The organism is Rufibacter radiotolerans (assembly GCF_001078055.1).
GTDB classification, from domain to species: Bacteria; Bacteroidota; Bacteroidia; order Cytophagales; family Hymenobacteraceae; genus Nibribacter; species Nibribacter radiotolerans.
Genome location: NZ_CP010777.1, coordinates 3,147,085 through 3,163,467, shown reverse-complemented (window position 1 = coordinate 3,163,467; position 16,383 = coordinate 3,147,085). Strand labels below are relative to the sequence as shown.

General features: G+C 52.7%; 14 protein-coding genes. 3 read left to right on the top strand and 11 right to left on the bottom strand.

What is annotated here, in order from left to right; genetic code table 11:
* Window positions 1-9: 9 nt before the first annotated feature.
* From TH63_RS13070 to TH63_RS13060, 3 genes are all read right to left on the bottom strand, one after another.
* A complete protein-coding gene (locus TH63_RS13070; RefSeq protein ID WP_048921329.1) occupies window positions 10-561 on the bottom strand; it encodes a hypothetical protein in 552 nt (183 codons plus the stop codon).
* A 199-nt stretch (window positions 562-760) separates the two neighbouring features.
* Window positions 761-2,116, bottom strand: a complete 1,356-nt coding sequence (locus TH63_RS13065) for a dihydrolipoamide acetyltransferase family protein (RefSeq protein WP_048921328.1) — start codon at window positions 2,114-2,116, stop codon at window positions 761-763.
* A gap of 177 nt (window positions 2,117-2,293) precedes the next feature.
* On the bottom strand, window positions 2,294-3,556 hold the full coding sequence (locus tag TH63_RS13060; protein WP_048921327.1) for a competence/damage-inducible protein A: 1,263 nt from the start codon (window positions 3,554-3,556) through the stop codon (window positions 2,294-2,296).
* Between the two features lie 72 nt (window positions 3,557-3,628).
* On the opposite strand from TH63_RS13060, the gene TH63_RS13055 reads away from it, so the two are divergent.
* Window positions 3,629-4,363 carry a DUF4197 domain-containing protein gene (locus TH63_RS13055; RefSeq protein ID WP_048921326.1) on the top strand — a complete coding sequence of 245 codons (735 nt, stop codon included), beginning with the start codon at window positions 3,629-3,631 and terminating at the stop codon, window positions 4,361-4,363.
* A gap of 311 nt (window positions 4,364-4,674) precedes the next feature.
* Window positions 4,675-5,958 (top strand): erythromycin esterase family protein, encoded by a 1,284-nt coding sequence (locus TH63_RS13050; protein WP_048921325.1) that lies wholly within the window; start codon window positions 4,675-4,677, stop codon window positions 5,956-5,958.
* A 305-nt stretch (window positions 5,959-6,263) separates the two neighbouring features.
* On the opposite strand, the gene TH63_RS13045 is transcribed toward TH63_RS13050, so the two are convergent.
* The 6 genes from TH63_RS13045 to TH63_RS13020 all read right to left on the bottom strand — a co-directional run bounded on the left by TH63_RS13045 (window position 6,264) and on the right by TH63_RS13020 (window position 11,451).
* A complete protein-coding gene (locus tag TH63_RS13045) occupies window positions 6,264-6,605 on the bottom strand; it encodes an endonuclease domain-containing protein (RefSeq protein ID WP_048921324.1) in 342 nt (113 codons plus the stop codon).
* Between the two features lie 270 nt (window positions 6,606-6,875).
* Entirely contained in the window at window positions 6,876-7,511 is a 636-nt protein-coding gene (locus TH63_RS13040) for an ABC transporter ATP-binding protein (RefSeq protein WP_048921323.1), read from the bottom strand.
* Window positions 7,501-8,292, bottom strand: coding sequence for an acyl-ACP--UDP-N-acetylglucosamine O-acyltransferase (gene lpxA, locus TH63_RS13035; protein ID WP_048921322.1), 792 nt, complete (start codon window positions 8,290-8,292; stop codon window positions 7,501-7,503). Before lpxA ends, TH63_RS13040 begins: the two co-directional genes overlap by 11 nt.
* Window positions 8,289-9,683 (bottom strand): bifunctional UDP-3-O-[3-hydroxymyristoyl] N-acetylglucosamine deacetylase/3-hydroxyacyl-ACP dehydratase, encoded by a 1,395-nt coding sequence (locus TH63_RS13030; RefSeq protein WP_048921321.1) that lies wholly within the window; start codon window positions 9,681-9,683, stop codon window positions 8,289-8,291. Before TH63_RS13030 ends, lpxA begins: the two co-directional genes overlap by 4 nt.
* Window positions 9,684-9,714: 31 nt before the next feature.
* Entirely contained in the window at window positions 9,715-10,737 is a 1,023-nt protein-coding gene (gene lpxD / locus TH63_RS13025; RefSeq protein WP_048921320.1) for a UDP-3-O-(3-hydroxymyristoyl)glucosamine N-acyltransferase, read from the bottom strand.
* Window positions 10,738-11,052: 315 nt separating this feature from the next.
* Entirely contained in the window at window positions 11,053-11,451 is a 399-nt protein-coding gene (locus tag TH63_RS13020) for a hypothetical protein (protein ID WP_156180603.1), read from the bottom strand.
* 955 nt (window positions 11,452-12,406) lie between these two features.
* Between TH63_RS13020 and TH63_RS13015 the strand changes: the two genes are divergently transcribed.
* Window positions 12,407-12,925: a PepSY-like domain-containing protein gene (locus TH63_RS13015; RefSeq protein WP_048921318.1), complete on the top strand. Its 519-nt coding sequence runs from the start codon at window positions 12,407-12,409 to the stop codon at window positions 12,923-12,925.
* A gap of 195 nt (window positions 12,926-13,120) precedes the next feature.
* Here TH63_RS13015 and TH63_RS13010 read toward each other — a convergent pair whose 3' ends face one another.
* Together TH63_RS13010 and TH63_RS13005 are read right to left on the bottom strand one after the other, a co-directional pair.
* The gene (locus TH63_RS13010; protein ID WP_048921317.1) at window positions 13,121-15,028 is read right to left on the bottom strand and encodes a S9 family peptidase; all 1,908 of its coding nucleotides are present in this window, start codon (window positions 15,026-15,028) and stop codon (window positions 13,121-13,123) included.
* Window positions 15,029-15,106: 78 nt separating this feature from the next.
* Complete coding sequence (locus TH63_RS13005) at window positions 15,107-16,339, bottom strand: HD domain-containing protein (protein WP_048921316.1); 1,233 nt, start codon at window positions 16,337-16,339, stop codon at window positions 15,107-15,109.
* Window positions 16,340-16,383 lie beyond the last annotated feature (44 nt).

Here is a 16,383-nt window from a genome sequence, read left to right as displayed (position 1 = left end):
CCCAAAACGTTACATGGTATAAGAATCCAGGCGGGTCCAGGTGATGGCCCCGTTTTTCACGGTGTAACGCAGTACCATGTGGCCGCCGTTGTGCCCGTCCTCAAAGTAGGCCAGGGCATAGTGGTCGTTCAGAATTCTTACGTCCCGGATGGCCATGGTGCCGCCTACGGAGCCAGTGGCGTTCAATACGGTCTTCTGCTTGCGCATGAGGTCGTTCATCAGGTCAGCCTCTGGGTTTTTGAGGCCCTGGCGCTTGAGGCGGGCAATGTCTGCTTCGCTCAGGCTGCCCAACTCGTCTTCAAATTGGGTAGAGGCCGGCGGAATGATCCTTTCCTCTTCTTCCTCAGCGGTGGAGTCTTTCAATTCTGGTTGGGTAGATTGCATGGGACCTACCGTATCTGGCGGAAGGTTGCGGGTGAAGCGCCGCACCTGTTGCTCCAGGCTGGTGATTTTGTCGTTGGCCATGGTAAGCTCGCTTTCGGCCTGGCTTTGTTTCCAGTAAAAGAAGATGGCCAGGAACAGCAGGAACGCAATTAGAATCAGGAATAAAGTGTTTTTCATAGGATTGGTAGGTAAAGGGCCATCGGCGTGCCGCGGCAAGATAAGGCTTTTACTATCTTCTTCAGGAGTGGGTTCTGTATTTCCTGTTTTAAGCCTGTTTTTCAGAAAACAGGCTTAAAACGTTTCCAAATAAAAAGCCTCTCCATTTAGGAGAGGCTTTTCTGTTAGTAGAGCATTTTTAAATCTTCAAACCTGTAAATTAAATAGCGGTGTTGGGGTCAAAGCCTTCCAGGTAATCGGCTACGCGGCGCACAAAGTTCCCGCCCAGAGAACCATCTACCACGCGGTGGTCATAGGAGTGCGATAGGAACATGAACTGCCGGATGCCTATCAGGTCTCCTTCTGGCGTTTCAATGACCGCTGGCTTCTTCTTAATGGCACCCACGGCCATGATGGCTACCTGCGGCTGCATGATGATAGGCGTGCCCATCACGTTGCCAAATGAACCCACGTTTGAAACGGTGTAGGTAGGGTCGGCCAGGTCTGCGGCGGTTAGTTTATTGATGCGGGCGCGGTTGGCCAGGTCATTCAGCTTCTTAGAAATACCGTTCAGGTTCATCTGGTCGGCGTTATGGATCACGGGCACAATCAGGTTACCGCTGGGCAGGGCCACGGCTACGCCAATGTTGATGTTGCGTTTCTTGATGATGCGGTCGCCGTCTACGCTCACATTGATCATCGGGAAGTCCTTGATGGCTTTCACGATGGCTTCAATGAAGATAGGGGTGAAGGTCAGGTTCTCGCCTTCGCGCTTCTTGTAGGCGTCTTTATTTTTGTTCCGCCAGTTCACAATGTTGGTCACATCGGCCTCCACAAATGAGGTTACGTGCGGAGAGATACGCTTGCTGTCTACCATGCGCTGGGCAATCATTTTGCGCATGCGGTCCATCTCAATGATCTCTGCGTCGCCGCTGTATGATTGGGCCGGGGCCGGAACAGAAGGAGCAGGGGCGGCTTGTTGAGGCGCGGCCTGAGAAGCTGGGGCTTGTGGCTGAGCTGCGGCTGGTTGGGCAGCAGCGGGAGCAGCTCCGCTTTGGCGGTTGACCACGTATTCCAGAATGTCTTTCTTGGTCACGCGTCCCTCATTGCCGGTGCCTGGTACAAATTCAAGTTCCTGCATGGTAATGCCTTCCTCACGGGCAATGTTCATCACCAGCGGGGAGTAGAAACGGCCCGAGGCCGGTTGCTCCAGACGTTGTGAGGTCTGGGCCGTGGCCTGGGGCGCCTCGGCGGGGTGAGCGGCGGGTTGGGTAGTCGGCTGGGCAGCAGGAGCAGCCTGTTCAGCGGCTGGGGCGGCAGAAGGCTGGTCCTCACCACCGGTGCTGATGATGGCGATGGGGGCACCCACGGCTACCACCTGTCCTTCCTGCACCAGAATCTCTTTCAATATTCCGGCTTGAATGGCGGGTACTTCGGTATCCACTTTGTCGGTGGCCACTTCCAATACAGATTCGTCCTGCTCAATGGTGTCGCCTACTTGCTTCAACCATTTAAGCACGGTACCTTCCATTATACTCTCGCCCATTTTGGGCATCACCATTTCTACAAGGGCCATATTGTCAGTAGTTCAGTTATCAGTTTAGCGCACCCAGAAAACAGGATTTCAGGGCGGGTTAATAAAGAAAGGTACTCAGTCCTATGCAAGGTACATAAAAACAGAAAAAGGATTTCTGTTATCTGCCCGCAGTTTTGAGTTACCTAACCGTTGTTAGGCAAAATTAGAAATTTTTAGTTATCCCGCCACCTGGGCAGGTAAACTTTGCCGCACCAGGTTCAATACCTGCAAGGCCGTGTACTCTATATTGAGCAGGCGGGTTTTATTGTAGCTTATTTTGCGTGCCACGGTTTGGTGGGCATCTGCGTAGGCTATCCAGATGGTGCCCACGGGCTTCTCTGGCGTGCCGCCGTCTGGGCCGGCAATGCCGCTGGTGGCTAGGCCAATGTCTGTGTGCAGCAACTGCCGCACGCCCTGGGCCATGGCCTTCACGGTTTCCTCGCTCACGGCGCCATGTTGGGCCAGTAGCTCCTCAGAAACGCCCAACTGGTTTGTCTTCACGGCATTGCTGTAGGCCACCACGCTGCCCGTAAAATACGCCGAGCTGCCGGGTACGCTGGTGATCTTGTGGGCCACCAAGCCGCCGGTGCAGCTTTCAGCCGTGGCCAGGGTCAGGTTCCTGGCTTTCAACAGCTGACCAATGGCTTCTTCCAATGAGACCTCACCGTAGGCAAAAATAGCGTCTGGGATAAGGGTTGTTACTTTGTCTACCTGCTCCCGCAACTGAGCTTCCAGGTCATGGACGCCATCTGAGAGGCCGGTCAGGCGCAGGCGCACGCCGGCCAGGTAAGGCAGGTAGGCCAGTTTCAGGTTTTCGGGGAGGTTGTCTTCCCATTCGGCAATGGCCTCTGCCAGGAAAGACTCGCCCACGCCAATGGTCTGGATGACCTTATGGATGATCTTAGGCAGCCAGAAGTGCTGCTGGAGGAGGGGCAAAACAGTGTCGGTGACCATGCGCTTCATCTCAAAGGGCACCCCGGGCATGGAAACCACCAAAGCGCCTTTTTCCTCAAACAGCATGCCGGGGGCGGTGCCCAACGGGTTCCGGATGGGGGTGCAGGAAGCTGGCAGAAACGCCTGCTGGCGGTTCACCTCCAGCATGGGCCGGTTGTATTTCCTGAAAATGGCTTCCACATCGTCTAAGGACGGTTGGTGCAACTGCAGCTCTGTGTTAAAGTAGGAGGCCAGCGTGTGCTTGGTCAGGTCATCTTTGGTAGGACCCAGTCCGCCGGTCATCAGAATGACCTGGGCGCGGGAGAGGGCGTTGGTGAGGGCGTCTTTGATGGCCTGCGGGTTATCTGAGATGCTGGTGATCTGCCGTACCCTTACCCCAATCAGGCCCAGTTCCTGGCCCAGCCACGCCGAGTTAGTGTCAATAACCTGGCCGTACAGAAGCTCATCGCCTATGGTAATGATTTCTGCCGATATTTCTTTTTCCATTTATTTGGCTTGATTTATGCGTAGACGGTGGAGACACGTATTCCCTCAAATGTAATAAACATGTACGCACCTATGAAGAAACTACTCTCTTCTTACTTTGTTTTAGCTGGACTCTTTATGCTGGCACTGTCCGGTTGCACCGCCAGCCAGATTCAGCAGACCATGGACGGTGTCATGCAGACCACCGGCCAGAATGTGCCCCTTACCCAGTCTGAGGTTTCCATGGGCTTAAAACAAGCTTTGTCACAGGGTATTAACAAAGGCGCTACCCAAGCCGCCCAGACCGATGGCTTCTACAAAAACAGCCTCATCAGAATCCCTTTTCCGCCAGACGTAAAAAAGGTGGAGAACACGCTTCGGTCGGTAGGGCTGGGGTCTGAGGTAGATAAGTTTATCCTGAGCCTGAACCGCGGGGCCGAGGATGCTGCCAAAAGTGCCGCCCCTATCTTTTTGAATGCCATTAAGCAGCTCACCTTTAGTGATGTCTGGAACATTCTGCGCGGGGAGAAAGACGCTGCCACCCAATACCTGAAGCGGACCACTACCTCGCAGTTGACCTCAGCGTTCAGCCCGATCATGAAGCAGAGCCTTGACCGCGTGAACGCCACCCGGTATTACTCAGAACTGGTGAACCGCTACAACAAAATACCCGTGGTGCAGAAAGTGAACCCAGACCTGGAGTCCTATGCCACCCAAAAGGCCATTGACGGTTTGTTTACCTTGGTGGCCCAGGAAGAAGCCAATATCAGGGAGAATCCCATTGCCCGCACCACTGAACTTTTGAAACGCGTGTTCGGGTCCAGGTAATTTCTTTTTGCCCCCTTTGCTCTTCAGGCCCACCGCCCGCTACTTGTTAGCGGGCGGTGGGCCTTTTATGTGAAAGCCCTGTTTAAACAGCTGTTAACGCGGGGTTGAATGGCTCCTTTTTGTGCATAGTCAGATACGGTTACTGATTCAGGCTCAGTTCTTTCAATGTTGGTTTTGAATTTCCTTATTCCAAGAAAGCGCATTTTGGGGCGGGCATTTTTGACCTTTTTTTGAAAAAATAGGCTAAAAACGGGCAAACATTATGCGGCAAGGAACGGTAAAAGGCAGGGAGTTCATATTACGCTTAACCCATGACGTATTTAAAGCTGCCGTACCACCGGCTTGAAAATAAAGCTGATTTAGATATTCTGCTGGAAGACATTGGAGACGCCCGTATTGTCATGCTGGGTGAGGCCTCTCACGGAACCTCAGAATATTACGGCTGGCGCACGGCTATTTCCAAGCGCCTGATAGAGGAGAAAGGCTTCACGTTCATTGCCGTGGAAGGAGACTGGCCCGATTGTTACCAGGTAAATAAATTTATAAGGGGATCCTGCAAGGCCGGTACCAAGGTATCTGACGTGCTGAAGAACTTTAACCGCTGGCCCACCTGGATGTGGGGCAACTGGGAAATTGCAGCCTTGGTGGAGTGGCTCAAAGAACACAATGACCGCCCCAATACTACCAACCAGATTGGGTTCTACGGCTTGGATGTCTACAGCCTCTGGGACTCGCTCAACCGGATCATGAAATACCTAGAGCAGAAGGACGGCAAGGCCATGAAAGCGGCCAAGGAAGCCTTCAAATGCTTTGAGCCTTATAGTTCAGACCCCCAGGAATACGCCCGCGCAGTGGCCTATGTCTCAGAAGACTGCGAAGACGAGGTGATTTCCATGCTGCAGGAACTGGGCAAGCGGGAGCAGACGGAGCCCCTAAACTCAGAAGCCGTTTTTGACGCCGAGCAGAACGCCCTGGTGGCCGTGAACGCAGAGCGGTACTACAAAGCCATGATACGCGGCGGCGGAAGTTCCTGGAACGTGCGCGATGAACACATGATGGAGACCCTGAACCGCCTGCTGGAATTCCATGGCCCAGACGCGAAGGCCATTATCTGGGAACACAACACCCACGTAGGTGATGCCCGCTTCACCGACATGGCCCGCGCTGGCATGGTGAACATAGGCCAGCTGGCCCGGGAAAAATACGGAAGGGAGAATGTCTACCTCACGGGCTTCGGGTCTTATGAAGGCTCTGTGATTGCCGGCGAGGCGTGGGGCGCCCCCATGAAAAAGATGGAAGTGCCGCCGGCCCGGGCAGGCTCCTGGGAAGAATGGCTCCACAGCCTGGGCGCCACCGATAAACTCCTCCTTTCCCGCGAGCTCCGTGACATTGATGAAATGCGCCAACTCATTGCCCACCGGGCCATCGGCGTGGTCTATGACCCCAACCGCGAAGCCTACGGCAACTACGTGCCCACCATCATCCCCGAGCGGTATGACGCCTTCCTGTACCTGGATGAGACAGAGGCCCTGCGCCCGTTCATCGTCAAAACTAAAGAGAAAGAACCACCAGAAATGTACCCAGCCAACGAATAGTCTATAGCTATAATTAAAACAGAAAAGCCACCGATTGCGGTGGCTTTTCTGTTTTGAGGCTGTTTTCCAGAAAACACGCCCAGAGCACGTTTGACGGGAATTCCCTCTCCGGGGGAGAGCATTAGGGTGAGGGAGCAACGGTGGCTCTTAGGTAAGGGTTGGCAACTGGATTCCTTTAAAAAGTTGTTGAATGGGGTAAGGTATTTCTAGCTTCAAACAGTCCCCCTCATCCTAACCTTCTCCCTCAGGGAGAAGGAACTGCTGCTATTTGGTTTTCTGCCGCAAAGACAAAAAATCGAAGAACATTACTTCTGATCAAAGGCATCTTCAATGGCCCAAAGCACTCGCTCCACATTTTGGTAAATTTCCTCATTGGTGAAGCGTAACACAGTGAAACCTTGTGCCTTCAGCCATTGGTCGCGTTCTTCATCTGCTCGCTGGGTACCAATGTTTTGGTGACTCCCGCCATCTACTTCTATTACTAACCGCTCTTCCAGACAAATGAAATCCACTATGAAATTGCCAATGGAATGCTGCCTTCTGAATTTTCTTTTGCGCAGACTTCTATTTCTGAGGCCTTGCCATAAGATAACCTCCGCGGCCGTAGCGTTTCTCCTCAGCTCTTTTCTGAAGTTTCTTCTGTCCATCTGCGGCCTTACGTTACTCGCTTCAAAAAGTAATGCAGCAGTTCCTTCTCCCTGAGTGAGAAGGGTAGGATGAGGGGGAAGAAGTTGAAAGTTAGAAAAACTTCCACTGTGTAACGTGCGGTTAGAATTTAGGAAACGGTTACTTGCGAGAGGCCTCTGACTTTCATTCACCGGTGCCCCTAACCCTCTCCCTCAGGGAGAAGGAACTCTGCTATTGCGTTTTTAAGCTTTTTACCGAAAACAGGCCCAAAACGCTAAAGGGGTTAGTGATTAAGATCGCAGAGTTTTCTTGTAGTGGTATTCGTTGATAGGCAACTGCTCGTCGCAGAAGCTGTATTCGTGGGGCACGTTGGACCCGATGATGACCAGGCGGTTCTGGCGGTTCTTTTCCAGGTGCTCCAGATACCAGGCAACGCCGGCCTGGTCCAGGTTGGTGGTGGGCTCATCCAGGAGCAGGAGGGGTGTGTCTGAGTAGAGGGCCAGGCCCAGTTTGAGGCGCTGGCGCATGCCTGACGAGAAATCGCGCACAAGTTTGTGTTTGGCAGCCTGCAGTTGCAGTAAATCTGGTAATTGTTCTGGGGTGATGCCGCGCAGGGGTTTGAAGCGGGTATGGAACTGGATCATCTCCAGCAGGGTGAACTCCTCCAGCAGGTCCTGGTAAGGGGCCGCCATAGAAAGGTGACGGTATACCTGTTCTACCGGTATGTTCTGCCCGTTCAGGGCGTAGGAAACGGAGCCTTCAGAAGGAAGCTGAAACCCGCTGATGATGGAAAGCAACGTGGATTTTCCGGACCCGTTGTGCCCCAGAACGGCGTAGGCCTTGCCAGAGACGAACTCAAAGGACAGATTCCGGAAAATCCACTCGTAATTGTAACGCTTGCCTAAAGAGGAAAGCTTAATCTGCATCTCTCTGGTAACCTTTGATAATGCCGCGGCCCGAGTTGCGCACAAAGTTCACGATCTCATCGCGCTCAGCGCTGGGCGAGAGGTCAATCTCAATTTTCTCCACCGCAGAGGCCGTGTTGAGACCACTCATGAACAGGATACGGTAAATCTGCTGAATATCGGTGATCTGCTCATTGGAGAAACCTCTTCGGCGCAAGCCGATGGAGTTTACACCGGCGTAAGAAAGGGGCTCGCGGGCGGCCTTGATGAAAGGAGGCACGTCTTTGCGCACCAAAGACCCGCCTGAAACCATGGCGTGGGCGCCAATGCTCACGAACTGGTGCACCGCCGAGGTACCGCCAATAAACACATGGTCATGGATCACGATATGCCCGGCAAGCTGCACCCCGTTGGCTATAATTACATGGTTGCCAATAATGCAGTCATGGGCTACGTGCACGTAGGCCATAATCAGGCAATTGTTGCCAATGGCGGTGGTGTTTTTATCTAAGGCCGTGCCGCGGTTCAGGGTCACGCACTCCCTAATGATGGTGTTGTCCCCGATGGTCACGGTAGAGGGCTCGCCTTTGTATTTAAGGTCTTGCGGAGGGGCAGAAATAACCGCTCCCGGAAAAATCTGGCAGTTCTTGCCTATGCGGGCGCCTTCCATGATGGTCACGTTAGGGCCAATCCAGGTGCCTTCGCCAATTTCCACGTCTTTAGAGATGGTGGTGAAAGGCTCAATCACCACGTTGGTGGCAATCTTGGCTTCGGGGTGGATATATGCTAGCGGTTGGTTCATGCGTTTTTCCTTACAATGCTGGCAGACATCTCTGCTTCCATTACCAATTGACCCGCCACGTAGGCCTGGCCCTGCATTTTTGCGATGCCGCGCTTGATGGGGGCCAACAGCTCACATTTGAACACGATGGTATCACCCGGCACCACCTTGCGGCGGAAACGGCACTTGTCAATGCCCAGGAAGTAGGTCCAGTAGTTCTCAGGGTCTGGCACGGTGCTCAACACCAGAATGCCGCCTGTCTGGGCCATGGCCTCTATCTGCACCACGCCTGGCAGAACCGGGTTGCCCGGGAAGTGGCCCTGAAAGAAAGACTCATTCATGGTCACGTTCTTGATGCCGGTCACGGTGGTTTCATCCAGGTGGATGATCTTATCTATGAACACAAAAGGATACCGGTGCGGAAGCGTCTGCATGATGCGGTTGATGTCCATGACCGGGGTCTTCTTCGGGTCATACACCGGCACGTTCTTCACCGAGGAGTCTTTGATGTATTTCTTGATTTTTTTGGCAAACGCCACATTAGACGCATGCCCGGGGCGGGCAGCCAGAATCTGTCCTTTCAACGGCCGGCCTACCAGGGCCAGGTCGCCAATCAGGTCCAGGAGTTTGTGGCGGGCGGGCTCGTTCTTGTAACGCAGGTCTACGTTGTTCAGAATACCTTCGCTCTTTACCTGTACTTTGGGCTTCTTGAGTAGGTCAGACAGGTAGTCCAACTCATTTTCCTCTACCACGCGGTCTACCACCACAATGGCATTGCTCAGGTCACCGCCTTTGATCAGATTCTGCTTGTAGAGCATTTCCAGCTCATGCAGGAAACAGAAGGTGCGGCAAGAGGCAATCTCGTCTTTGAACTGGCTCAGGTCTGTGAGCGAGGCGTGCTGGCTACCCAGTACCGGGGAGTGGTAATCCACCATCACGGTCACGCGGTAATTGTCCAGGGGCAGGATCGCGATTTCGGTTTCGCGGGCGCCGTCCCGGAACATGATCTCCTCGGGTACCTCAAAGAAGTTACGCAGGGCATTCTGTTCTTCCAGGCCAACCTCCAGCAGCGGGTTCACAAACAGGATAGAGGAGCCGTCCATGATAGGAGGCTCCGGGCCATCAATCTGAATGAGGACGTTGTCTATCTCCAAACCTACCAGTGCCGCCAGCACGTGCTCCACGGTGTTCACCCGGGCGCCGTTCTGCTCAATAGTAGTGCCCCGGGAGAGGTCTACCACATTGTCTACATCGGCGTCTACAATGGGCTGCTCCGGCAAATCAATGCGCTGGAACTTGTATCCGTGGTTGATGGGAGCGGGCAAAAACGTCATGTTTGACACCACTCCGGTATGCAATCCAATACCAGATACCGTCACCGGCGCCTTAATGGTATGCTGTTTATCGTTCATGAAGCACTAAATAGGTAAAGAGGGCCCAAAGTTAACGCTTTTCTCTGAGTTCGTCTACCTGTTTCTGCAACTCGGGCAGTTTCCGGAAAACGGCCATGGCCCTCAGGTTCTGTTTATAGTCAAAAGCGGGGGCGCCCTGCACAAACGTACCCTCTTCCTTTATGTCTTTAGAGATGCCAGATTTAGCGCCTACTATGGTTTTATTCGCGATTTTCACGTGGCCTACCACGCCTACCTGACCGGCAATGGTGCAGTAGTCGCCTACTTTGGAAGACCCGGCAAAAGCGGTCTGGGCCGCCACCACGGTGTGCTTGCCTATCTCCACGTTATGGGCCACCTGCACCAGGTTATCTATCTTAGAACCGGTGCCTATAATGGTAGAGCCCATGGTGGCGCAGTCTACGGTGGTATTGGCGCCTATGCGTACATGGTCACCCAGCACCACGTTGCCCGTCTGCGGAATGGCCTTGTAAGAGCCGTCTTTCTGCGGCGCGAAGCCAAAGCCGTCGCTGCCAATCACGCAGCCGGCGTTGAGGGTGCAATGGCTCCCGATCACAGTGTCCGGGTAGATCTTCACGCCCGCGTAGATCACGGTGTTGTCGCCAATAGTCACGTTGTCGCCAATGTAGGCATGCGGGTAAATATGGACCCCTTCGCCTATGCGGCAGTTCTTACCAATATAAGAGAAGGCCCCACGGTAGTGGCGGGCACCAATGGTGGAGTTCTGGCCTATAAAGCAGGGCTCTTCCACGCCTTCGCGCGAAGCGGCCACGGCCTGCTGGTAGATCTCCAGCAAGGTAGAGAAAGAGGAGTAAGGGTCTTCTACCTGAATAAGGTTGGTAGAAACAGACTGCTTTATCTCCAGGTTTTTAGACACAATCACGGCAGTGGCGCCAGTGGTGTACAGATAAGGCTCGTACTTGGTGTTAGACAGGAAAGAAAGCGAACCGGGGGTGCCTTCCTCAATTTTAGCCAGTCTGCTTACCTTGGCGTTTCCATCTCCCAGCACCTGACCCCGGAGCAAATCAGCAATTTGTTGAACCGTAAATTCCATGGGGCAAAGTTACGGAAACAATTTTTAAACGATGGTATCTTGCGCGGTATCTGCGCGGTGGTAAATGGTATGCAAACCTCTCGTTTTTCATAGGCTAAAGCCGAAGAAAAAGCCCCTGGCCATGGTTTAGGCCTGTTTTCAGGAAAACGCCTTCAAAACAGAAATGCTCCTCTTTTGGCAGGGAATAGAATTTTTTGGTGCGGGCTGGGTAGTGCGTTTTAAGCCTGTTTTTGGAAAAACGGCCCTAAAACAAATAACCTGGGAGGTCTTTGTTCGCCCACCCAGGTTTTAAGATTAACGGGTTTGCCATTCGAGTTAGGCGTCTTTGAGCCATTCCAGGGCCGTTTCTTTGTCTGCGAAAGACCTGACCTGTAAGTGAATACCTGCCCTTGCTTGCGCCTCTTGCACCTTCTGCTCGCGGTAATGGTCTGTGGTGGTGATGCGGGCTATCTTGGCCAGGCGGGTATCCAGCAGGCTATAGGCAATCTCCTGCATCACTTCTAAGAACTCCGCGTCATAGAAATTCATTTCCCGTTGGCTAGAGTCCATGAACAGCTTCTTGATGTCATAGTCTTTGATGGCCTTCACCGTGTCTTGCAGCGTTCCCTTTACCTCTTCCAGGGTAAAAAGCGAGGTGTCAGGCCAGTCCAGATACAGGATATCCGTGGACGGGTCGTACTCAAGCTGCGTAAGGGAGTTCTGCAAAATAATCATAAGCAAGGGCGCCGGTTCAAAATTCAGCAGGCAACCGGCCAAAAGCCATTGCCTAATGTACGAAAGCAAGCCGAGAGGCTGTTCGTTTTAAGCCTGTTTTTTGTAAACGACCTTAAAAGCAGAATCTTGTGTGGCCCGGCATTGCAATAGCCTATGGAAGCTAATAGTCATACTTGCGTGGTTTAAGCATAACCCAGAGAAACACCTTGGCGATAAGGCCTAAAAAGGAGTTTGCACTGTTTTCAAATGCACGTAAGGTATTAGAGGTAATAGCTTGAAAAAGAGGTTTTAAGAAATTGTTAAAATGGCTTTTTACCTCACCAGATCAAAGAAAAGTACGTACTTAATATATGGTAGTGCTATATTAAGATGAAAAGAAAACGCTGGGCGGGGAGCGAAATAAAAATAGCTACGTTTCCATGGCCGGTGTAAAAAAAAGACAGAAAAATGGCCACCGGGGCGGCATGAACACTTTAAAAGGCCGACTGTAGTTTGTACGAATACAATGTGAGAAGCAGACCTGAAACAACCCAAAAATTGGGCCAGGGGCTTCGTTACCAATCACCTCCCCTGAGTACTTGGTTCCCCGCCAGGTAGGGATAATGCGGCACCCAGCGCCTGGGCCTAAGGGCCAGCATTTTTTGTGACTTCTTCCCCCACGTACATTAAGAAAATATAAGACGGGGCTCCCAAACGCAGCGGGGCGCCAGTAAAAGATTTTACCCAGGCATGACCCCTGGGCAGGCGGGCACCCTGGCCCGCAAAAGGGCGGTTGCCAGGCACTGCTCTTTCTTAGATCCTCCATTGGCAGACTGATCCAACGCACATAAGGGTTTACCCCCGCCCGGACCAGCCCGCTCTTCCACCCTGATCAGAAACTACTTCCGGTAGGGTTTATCCTACTTCCCCTTCTAGTACAGCATTACCAGATTCTATCACCTAAATATTCAAAGCTATGAAACGATTAAACATTTTGCCCTTACTGGCAAGCCTTGCCCTGTTCCTGGTGGGGTTTGTCAACCTGGCGACCGCGCAGGACGTCAAGTTGCCTGAAATTAGGGTGACGGCCGTCAATTACAAATACCTCAGTGCCTTAGATAAAAATGAGGTGTCTGAACCGGTGAAATTACTCCGGCGGGAGGCCGCGGCCTATGATATCAGAACCTCAAGTGTGTATGAAGATGACTATGACAACTATTCCATTTCATTTGAGATCCCGCAAGGAAAAATCCTGGCCACGTATGATGAAAACGGCAAGCTTCTGCGTACCGCCGAAAGATTCACAAACACTGCCTTGCCCCCTGCGGTGGCAAAAGCAGTAGTCACCAAATACCCAGGCTGGAAAATTGCCAAAGACGTGTACCTGGTGAGTTACTCTGAGCCCAAAGGGGCCAAAAAGAAATACAAAATCACCCTGGAAAACGGAGACAAGCGTATGAAAGTGAAAACCGATGAAAACGGGCAGTTCCTGTAAATAAGAACGAAGGACCCAATAAAAAAGGAGCCGCTTTCTAAGCGGCTCCTTTTTTATAAACTTATCATAACGGGTTGCCAAGCCTGTTCTTGCTTTATGGCAAAATATGTCCCTAGGGTAGGAACAATAGCTGATTCTATGTTTTGGGGCTGTTTTCAGTAAAACGGCCCCAAAACGGAATTGCTTCTTTTTCTACTAAAGCGTCTCGTCCAGCCACTTGAAGAATTCCCGCTGCCACACCAGCGCGTTTTGCGCCGACAGCACCCAGTGGTTTTCTTCAGGTAAGTAGAGCAGTTTGCTCTTGATGCCCTTTAACTGCGCCGCCTGGAACGCCTGCAGGCCTTGTTCAATGGGTACGCGGTAATCCTTGCCGCCCTGTATGATGAAAATAGGCGTATCCCATTTATCTATAAAGTTGCTGGGCGACTGGGTATAAGATTTTTTGGCTGCCTTGTTCTTCTTCTCCCAATAAGGGCCGCCCAGGTCCCAGTTCACAAACCAGAGTTCCTCAGTGGTGCCGTACATGCTCTTGAAATCAAACACGCCGTCATGCGAGATAAATGTCTTAAACCGGCCTTTGTGCAAGGCCTCCAGGGCAAACACCGAGAAGCCACCAAAAGAGGCACCCACGCAGCCCAGGCGGTTGTTGTCCACGAAATTCTCTTTGCGCACGTCATCAATGGCGCTCAGGTAATCTTTAATTACCTGGCCGCCCCAGTCTTTGCTGACCTGTTCGTTCCACTTGGTGCCGTGGCCGGGCATGCCGCGCCGGTTAGGTGCCACCACAATGTACCCCTGCGAGGCCATCAGCTGGAAGTTCCAGCGGTAAGAATAGGCCTGGGTAAGCGGTGACTGCGGCCCGCCCTGGCAATACAGCAGGGTAGGGTATTTTTTGTTGGGGTCAAAGTTGGGCGGGTAGATCACCCACACCAGCATTTTCTTTTTATCTGTGGTAGTCACCCAACGGCGCTCGGTTTTCACCTGGGGCAGTTTACTGAAGACCGCGTCATTGGCGTGCGTCAGCTGCTGCATATCGCCGGAGGCCAGGTCAACGGTGTAAAGTTCGGCGGCGTGGTTCATGTCTGTTCTGGAGACAATCAGTTTATTTCCGGCCTGGGCCACAATGCCGTTCACGTCAAAGTCGCCTTTGGTTACCTGCCGGATGTTGGGAGGAGTTTGCGAGGAGTTGGTATAAGCGACCTCAAACAGCTGCATGGTGCCGTTGGTAGGGGCATAGAAGTAAATATTCTTGCCGTCTTTGCTCCAACTGAAGCCACTCACGTGCAGGTCATCTCTGTGCCCGGTCAGGTTTATGGTGCCGGCTCCGGTAGACACCACCAGGTCCTGCTTGTCGGCCTCAAAGCCATCGCGTTTCATCTGCAGCCAGGCCAGCACGCCATTGGCGCTGTAGGCCGGGTTCACGTCATAGCCTTTGTTGGCCTCCGTCAGGTTTTTGGTGGTACCGGTGGTGAGGTCATACTCATACAGGTCTGTGTTGGTGCTGATGGCGTAGGCGGTGCCTTCTTTTTTCTTGGCCACATACACTATGCGTTTGCTGTCTGGGTTCCAGATAAAGTCCTCGTCGCCGCCGAACGGTTTTTGCGGGCTGTCATAGGGCTCATTGGGCATAATGTCCTTTTTAGCCCCGGCCGCCCCGTTCTTGTAAGGCGCTACAAAAATGTGGTTGTACTTGCCGTCTTCCCACTCGTCCCAGTGCCGGTAGCTCAGAGAGGTGTAGACCATGGCGTTTGATTTGGTCAGTTCGGGGTAAAAGTCCTTGCCAAAAACCTTCTGCACCTTCACTTCCTCGGTGCTCATGATGTAGTTTCCGTCTGGGGAAACGCGGTCATTGACCAGGGCGCTGTCCAGATTATTGACTTTTCTGGGCGTGCCGCCGGTCACGGGAATCATCCAGCCCTGGCGCTTTGACTTGTTTTCATCCGCGTTGGGCGTACTCACAGTATACACCACGTATTTCTGGTCTTTAGACAAACCTACGCCGCTCACGCGGTCCAGCTTCCAGAGAAGCTCAGGGGTTAGCTTTTCCTGCGCTGCGGCCAGAAAGGTTACCAGCAAGGCAGGAATCAATAAAAAGTTTTTCATAGAGAGTATAGTTGAGTAGTTCTAAAAGAATTGTTGGACTCTGGTAGTTAAGCTATAAGGAAGTAATTAGCTCCGGATTTATAACCCGGCAATCTCCTTGGGGTAGCACACGTAGTATTTCTCCACCTTTTTGCTCAGGGCCTGAATATTGGGCAAGTCAGAGGCTTCAGCCACGTCTACCACCTGGCTGCTTTTGGTAAGCACGTTAATGTTCTCGCCGGTGGCCTCATAGGCGTTGTTGCTTATTTTACCTTCCACCACCAGGTAATGCGCGTCTTCGGGGGCCAGGGCAAAGTGGTCCTGGGCCAGTTCTTTAATGCCCAGCAATAGATCCTGGTCAAAGGGGGTAGGGGAAAGCAGGATCTTGAACAGGCGCCGCTCCAACAGGCAGGTGGAAAGGTAGCTCAGGATGCTATCCGGGTGTTCGGCCCAGGCCTTGATTCCGCCCCACACATCATAATCATCCAGAGAGACAAAACGCCTCATAATGCCCGGGTCCCGCTCAAAATCCAGAATGGAAAGGCTTTCGCGCAGGAAAAACTGCAGGTTGGCGCTGGCCGGTACGTCCTCGCCGCGTTGGGTAAGCTCGCGGGCACGTTGCATGATCTTCATGACCATCTGCTCAGCACTGGTCACGGTCTTGTGCATGTATACCTGCCAGTACATAAGGCGGCGGCTTACCAGAAAACTCTCAATGGAATAGATGCCTTTCTCCTCCACCACCAGGTGGTCATCGGCTACGTTCAGCATCTTGAGCAGACGGTCGGCGCCAATCTTACCCTCAGACACGCCGGTGTAGAAGCTGTCGCGGTTCAGGTAATCCAGGCGGTCAACGTCTAACTGGCTGGAAACCAGTTGGTGGAAGAACCGGCGCTCATACCTGTCCGTAAAAATATCAATGGCCAGTTGCAGCCGCCCGCCAAACTCCACGTTGAGCAACTCCATGATGTGCAGCGAGATCTGCTCATGCGGCACCTGGTCAAAAATGGCGTGCTCCAACGCATGGGAGAAAGGACCGTGCCCCACGTCATGTAGCAAAATGGCGGCCATGGAGGCTTCGCACTCTTTGTCTGAAATGAGGTTATCTTTGCTGCTCAGGCTCTGCAGGGCAATGCTCATGAGGTGCATGGCGCCTAAGGCGTGGTGGAAACGGGTGTGCAGCGCCCCGGGGTACACAAATTCCGTGAGGCCCAGTTGCTTTATGCGGCGAAGGCGCTGGAAATACGGGTGCTGGATAATGTCAAATAGCAGTTCAGACGGTACCGTGATGAAGCCGTAGACCGGGTCGTTGAAGATTTTTTTCTTATTCAAGATAACTAAGTGCTTCTAGTGTCCGTTGTCGGTTAATGATAGGG